The sequence below is a fragment of the Shewanella algicola genome, from assembly GCF_014648035.1.
GTDB lineage: Bacteria > Pseudomonadota > Gammaproteobacteria > Enterobacterales > Shewanellaceae > Shewanella > Shewanella algicola.
Genome location: NZ_BMQI01000104.1, coordinates 1 through 5,201, shown reverse-complemented (window position 1 = coordinate 5,201; position 5,201 = coordinate 1). Strand labels below are relative to the sequence as shown.

Annotated in this window: 4 protein-coding genes and 2 pseudogenes; 3 read left to right on the top strand and 3 right to left on the bottom strand. The window is 37.6% G+C overall.

What is annotated here, in order from left to right; genetic code table 11:
• Positions 1-146 precede the first annotated feature (146 nt).
• From tnpA to tnpC, 3 genes and pseudogenes are all read right to left on the bottom strand, one after another.
• The gene (tnpA, locus tag IEY42_RS21635) at positions 147-446 is read right to left on the bottom strand and encodes an IS66 family insertion sequence element accessory protein TnpA (RefSeq protein WP_188923244.1); all 300 of its coding nucleotides are present in this window, start codon (positions 444-446) and stop codon (positions 147-149) included.
• Positions 447-679: 233 nt separating this feature from the next.
• A complete protein-coding gene (locus IEY42_RS21630) occupies positions 680-1,189 on the bottom strand; it encodes a hypothetical protein (RefSeq protein ID WP_124732280.1) in 510 nt (169 codons plus the stop codon).
• 310 nt (positions 1,190-1,499) lie between these two features.
• Positions 1,500-2,571 (bottom strand): annotated as a pseudogene (tnpC, locus tag IEY42_RS21625) (IS66 family transposase); the annotation flags it as partial.
• Between the two features lie 49 nt (positions 2,572-2,620).
• Here tnpC and IEY42_RS21620 point away from each other — a divergent pair.
• The 3 genes and pseudogenes from IEY42_RS21620 (at position 2,621) to IEY42_RS21610 (ending at position 5,056) form a co-directional block, all read left to right on the top strand.
• Positions 2,621-3,754, top strand: a pseudogene (locus IEY42_RS21620) (ISAs1 family transposase).
• A gap of 95 nt (positions 3,755-3,849) precedes the next feature.
• Positions 3,850-4,362: a hypothetical protein gene (locus IEY42_RS21615; RefSeq protein WP_124732279.1), complete on the top strand. Its 513-nt coding sequence runs from the start codon at positions 3,850-3,852 to the stop codon at positions 4,360-4,362.
• Positions 4,349-5,056 carry a polymorphic toxin type 44 domain-containing protein gene (locus IEY42_RS21610; protein ID WP_188923245.1) on the top strand — a complete coding sequence of 236 codons (708 nt, stop codon included), beginning with the start codon at positions 4,349-4,351 and terminating at the stop codon, positions 5,054-5,056. The genes IEY42_RS21615 and IEY42_RS21610 overlap by 14 nt, the downstream gene beginning before the upstream one ends.
• The last annotated feature ends 145 nt before the right edge of the window (positions 5,057-5,201 follow it).

Below are 5,201 nucleotides of genomic sequence, written 5' to 3'. Positions count from 1 at the left end.
ATAACCATACTTTGACATAAACTGTACCCATAGTCTGACAAATCGGAACGGCACCTAGATACTATAATTAAGAATTAATGATAATCCATCAATAGACTTTCGCATGTCGGTGACACCTGATACTAGGTACACATTACCGGTCGGTGTCATAGCAATGCAGCAACCCAATGTCTAATTTGAGCTTGGCTCAGCGTAGCAGGAAATTCAGCGCGAATACCGTTGGTAAAGGTAATGTTCACCGACAGAGCTTGCGTATATTCATGTTCATCGACAATGATGGGGTGCAAGGTTTGCATGGCGTCAGGAACGCGCAGCCGCTTAGACCAATAGTAGAAGGTTTGATAACTGATGCCGCTGTCTGTACAGAATTGCTTAATGGATAGCTGGCTTTGTTTTTGTTGTTCAACAATTGATACCCAATGGGCGCGCTTTTGTTCTTGGTTCATAGTACCTCCGGTGAAAAAGGCACTATATTAAAGCGTGAGTATTATTGGTATGTGGGGTTAATTAACCGCTTACTTATTAACTATGTGATTTATCATCATGGTTCTTCGCAAGCTAATCGGCAGTTTGGGGTACATTACTGTCTCATGTTGTAGGCTATCGAGTCGCGAAAGAAATGATTGTTGATGGCGAAAGCTTATGAGATCTGATCAAGAGACAGGATAGTATTCTGTTTTTAATCCAAGATTATTATATCCTCGAACTTTTCATTATCATAATTTATCATAGAAATTTTTATGCAACAGTCACCATGCTTTGTTATTTCACCATTTCTAACGTGTTCATATGATCCTATAGATTTTGGTTCTAATAACAACCCGTTTTTTTGATAAACTACAACATTAACCAATCCACTCCCTAACGCACCAGCGTTATAGCTTCTTAATACAATAGTGCTATTATCGTTTGCTTTATAAACAGCCTTATATTTATGACTATACGAAATGAAATCGGATATGTGGTAACAAGCCAAAATAAAACCGACAACAAAAGCCCATGATTTAACTTTCACTTTCAATAAAATAAAACTAATCAATACAAATATAAATAAACATAAATTTAATGCCACATCAAATATTTTGTAGTTATCAAAACTATAAATGTATAAATGTTTATCTGTAAACATAACAAATATTATATAAATAGCAATCAAGGTAAATAAAACAATCCCAGTAAGTTTTCTCATAGTATTTTTCTGCTAATATTTTATAGTGATATCTTAGGGTAATACTATATACATAGCCAGGGCAACCGCATTAGTGTGTGTTTTTTGAACACTATGAATTATTTCAATACTGAATCACTTCCAATCATTCATGAAGTGATAGCGTACTAATAGACTGGACCTTAAGCATTTAAATGCTCAAATATCGACTCCAAGCTGTTGTCTTGTCTCGATTTTGATTGTTGGGAACGACAACATTTTTTTGTGATAAATGTTATTGCCCAACCCTGATTAGCCTTTAATTGGTAAGCGGTCAATTAACTAGTGAAGGTTATTCTGCTTCACCTAAATCATCATTCCACGGCAGCAAATTAGACAGTTCATCTGATGGTGCACGCTTGGGTAATTCCGTAAATAGATGACGGAAATAGTAGTAGGGATTCAAATCATTGGCACGGCAGTTCATCACTAGGCTGTATAAATTCGCACTGGCTTTAGCCCCCCCACCGACGTCGAGAACATCCAGTTTTTTCGCCCTGTGGTAAACGGCCGGATATCCCGCTCTGTCACATTATTATCAATACTGATATCCCCATCTTCAAGATAGGTCAGTAATTTTGGCCATTGATTTAAGGTGTAACTAATGGCTTTACCTAATGCCCCTTTAGGTAAAATATGTTGGCTGTTTAACCAATTGTAAAACTCATTAAGGATAGGTTCGGCTTGTTGCTTTCTTTGCTGTTGACGCGCTTGTGCGGTTAAGTATTTTGCCCGCTTTTCTATGCCGTAAAGTTTGGCAATATAACTCAGTGCTTTTTCGGGTTTGCCTGCTTTTTTTGAGGGGGATATTTTTTGTGCATCGGTAAATTTACGTCTGGCATGTGCCATACAAGCGGCTTGAGTTACCTGCTCAAGCGCATTGTAAGCACTGTAGCCATCGGTCAGGAGGTAGACTGAGTATCCCGTTAGGAAATCCTTTACACAGGCGGCTGCACGATTCGGTTGATAGTCGTAATAACCGCAGGGTTTTCTGTAAATTCACCACTGCGGTAAACCTACATGTACGACTTAGTTTCGGCTTTTCTGTCTTCTTCTCGAAGGGATTGTACAGTTGTTTCATCGGCACAAATGAGTTTTCGCTCAGGAAGCTTATCCTTCATTGCATCGATAATGGCTTGGACTTTATCATCTAGCTGTAGACACCAATTTACGAGTGTGCCTCTGCTTATATCAATTCCTGAGTGGTTTAAAATATCAACCTGGCGATACAGTGGTAATGCGTTCACGTATTTAGCGGTGACAATAGCGGCAAACGTTTCAGCACTGCCGATGCTTTTAGACAGTATGCTCGCAGGCTTAGGGGCGGTAATGATTTTATTCCTGACTTGTGTTTTTTCACATTGAATAACTCATTATCTGATCAAGGAATAATAGTTTCCTTAGTAAATGACAATGAGTACGACTTTTCTGACACATTTTAATTCAATTACAGATCCTCGTATTGAACGTTGTAAAAAACATCAACTCATCGATATTCTTCTACTCGCTATCTGTGCAGTACTCTCTGAGGCCGAGGGGGGGGAGGATATTGAGGACTTTGATCACCTTAAGCTTGATTGGCTAAAAAATACGGTACTTTCCCTGGTGGTATACCAAAGCATGACACCATCGCCCGTGTTATTTGTCGATTAAAATCAAATGAAATAGAAAAAGCCTTTCAGCCTTGAATTTCACCTCTGATAGAAACGACAGGCGCTGATATTATTGCCATTGATGGAATGACTGCACGACGCTCATTTACTACACAAGACCGAAAAACGGCATTGCATACCGTGAGTGCATGAAGTTGCCAGCACCAATTAGTACTAGGGCAAACCGCTGTTGATAATAAAACGAATGAAATAACGGCAATACCTGAGTTACTCGCGATGTTAGATATTGAAAACAGCATCATCACGCTTGCTGCAATGGGATGCCAGCAAAGCATTGCGAAACAAACTATCAAGCAAAAGGCTGATTATATTTTCGCACTTAAAGGCACTCACTCAGGCATGCAGGATGAATTAGAAGCTTGGTGGCATAAAAGTCAACGAGAAGGTTTTGATGAAAATAACATGGATGAGCACATTGAAATGAACGCTGGACATGGACGTATTGAAACAAGAACTTGCCAACAGTTATTGATAAACAAAGACTGGCTCGCTAAACCTTACAGATGTCAGGCTTGCGGAGTGTTATTCAGGTTACATCGCAAGTTCATGATAAATCAACGGGTACAGATACGATAGAAACACGTTGATATATCAGTTCATTAGCCCAAAATGCAGCGCAAGCGCTCAATGCAGTACGAAGTCATTGGCAGGTTGAAAGCATGCATTAGATGTTAGATATGGCTTTCAGTGAATATGAGTAGATAATACGGAAACAACAAGGCCCACAGGTATTTAATGTGATGCGTAAAATTGCCATGGTTTTACTTAAGCGAGATGATACAAATCAGCTAGCATCGCGAGGAAAAAGAAAATGGCAGGGTTAGACGATGATTATCGCTCAACCCTGTTGGAGTCTGGAATTAAAATTCGCTAGCCGTGCAGATTCAGCCCCCTGTATAACCATTACATTTGACGATCTAATACTTAATATGTTATTTTTTTGTTTCAATTTACTTAAAGGGACTTTTTATGTTTCAAAATCTACTCAAACTAGGTGTAATAGCATTTTGCTTTTCTCTATCATTTTCTAGCTCCGCAACTCAAATAGAATGTTCAAAATTAGAAAAGAATAAGTCTGTGGAGATAGAGCTTAGTAAGTTCTATGGTTACTCTAATTGTTTTTCTTTTTATAATCTTCAACCAAACACTCAAATTGATATAGTGACTTTTTCAAAAGATAAGGTCACTAATAATATTAAGCTTTATGATATAAAAAATGGTAATAGTACTTATATATCTGAAAGTAATTCAAATGGAGAAGGAGTCAATATCATCTCATTGAATTCTACTGACAGAGATGTAGCTTTTGTATATAAACCTTTGAGTAATCTGGACTCTAATAAGAATCTACAAATTTCTTATAATGATGTAAATGATTCCATACAGGTATTTATTTCAAATGAAAATGTTGTAGATACAAGTAATTCAACTGGGAATCAAGGTGGCACTTGCAAACGAGGGATTTGTGATGAAGAACATTAATTATATATTCTTATTCTTATTCTTGTCCTTGTTAAGTAGCAAAGTAAGCGCGACAGAAGTATGCACTGAAGCACAAGAACCCCCAGCAGGTAAACCAACTAATTTCGATATAAATGCTAGTTTAAATAAATTTGATGCTGCTAAATCTGCATTTGATGGGATTCCAAATGTTGCATATAGAAATATGCTTAAAGCATCATATATGGCTGCTCAGTTTGGACCAGGTGCACCATATGATTTAAAAAATAATCCAAATTATATGTCTTCTGAAGGATTTGGTAATTGGTTTTATGGAGCTGCGGCCCAACGTATGGGATATTCAGCAAGTCAAGCGACGAGAGCGGGTTCAATCGTCCAACAGTATCAAAATTATAGAAATACTGGACATGCTGACGTTGGCGACTTGGGTAAAATGGGTGAAGGGATTATAGATTCAGTCAACGGTATCAATCTAGATAATCCTGGAGATAAAACAAAGATTCTTGGTGGATATGATTATAGCGAAAATGTATATGAAGAAGACCCTAACTCAGATTCAAATCCTGACTCATGTAATCCTTTGTCAAGTTTAGCTAGTACTTCTGGCTATGGTGGAGGGTGGGTAGGAGGAAGTAGTACTGGCTTTTTTATGTCAACCGATACTAGCTGTATTCTCGCTTGTTCTTCTGGGTATGCAACTATAATTGATTTGTAAAAATTGAGTATTTTTTAGCTAAGACTTGATCTAACTAATATATTTAAAAATGGTAACTGTTAGTTTAGGTTTTAGCTAAATCCACCCCAATCTATGACATTTTTTCGTGTATTGATTCGTGTATTGATTCGTTTTATTTGATCAT

Coding starts and splice junctions, on each gene's coding strand:
- tnpA (WP_188923244.1), bottom strand. CDS start 446: ATGAACCAAGAACAAAAGCGCGCCCATTGGGTATCAATTGTTGAACAA.
- IEY42_RS21630 (WP_124732280.1), bottom strand. CDS start 1,189: ATGAGAAAACTTACTGGGATTGTTTTATTTACCTTGATTGCTATTTAT.
- IEY42_RS21615 (WP_124732279.1), top strand. CDS start 3,850: ATGTTTCAAAATCTACTCAAACTAGGTGTAATAGCATTTTGCTTTTCT.
- IEY42_RS21610 (WP_188923245.1), top strand. CDS start 4,349: ATGAAGAACATTAATTATATATTCTTATTCTTATTCTTGTCCTTGTTA.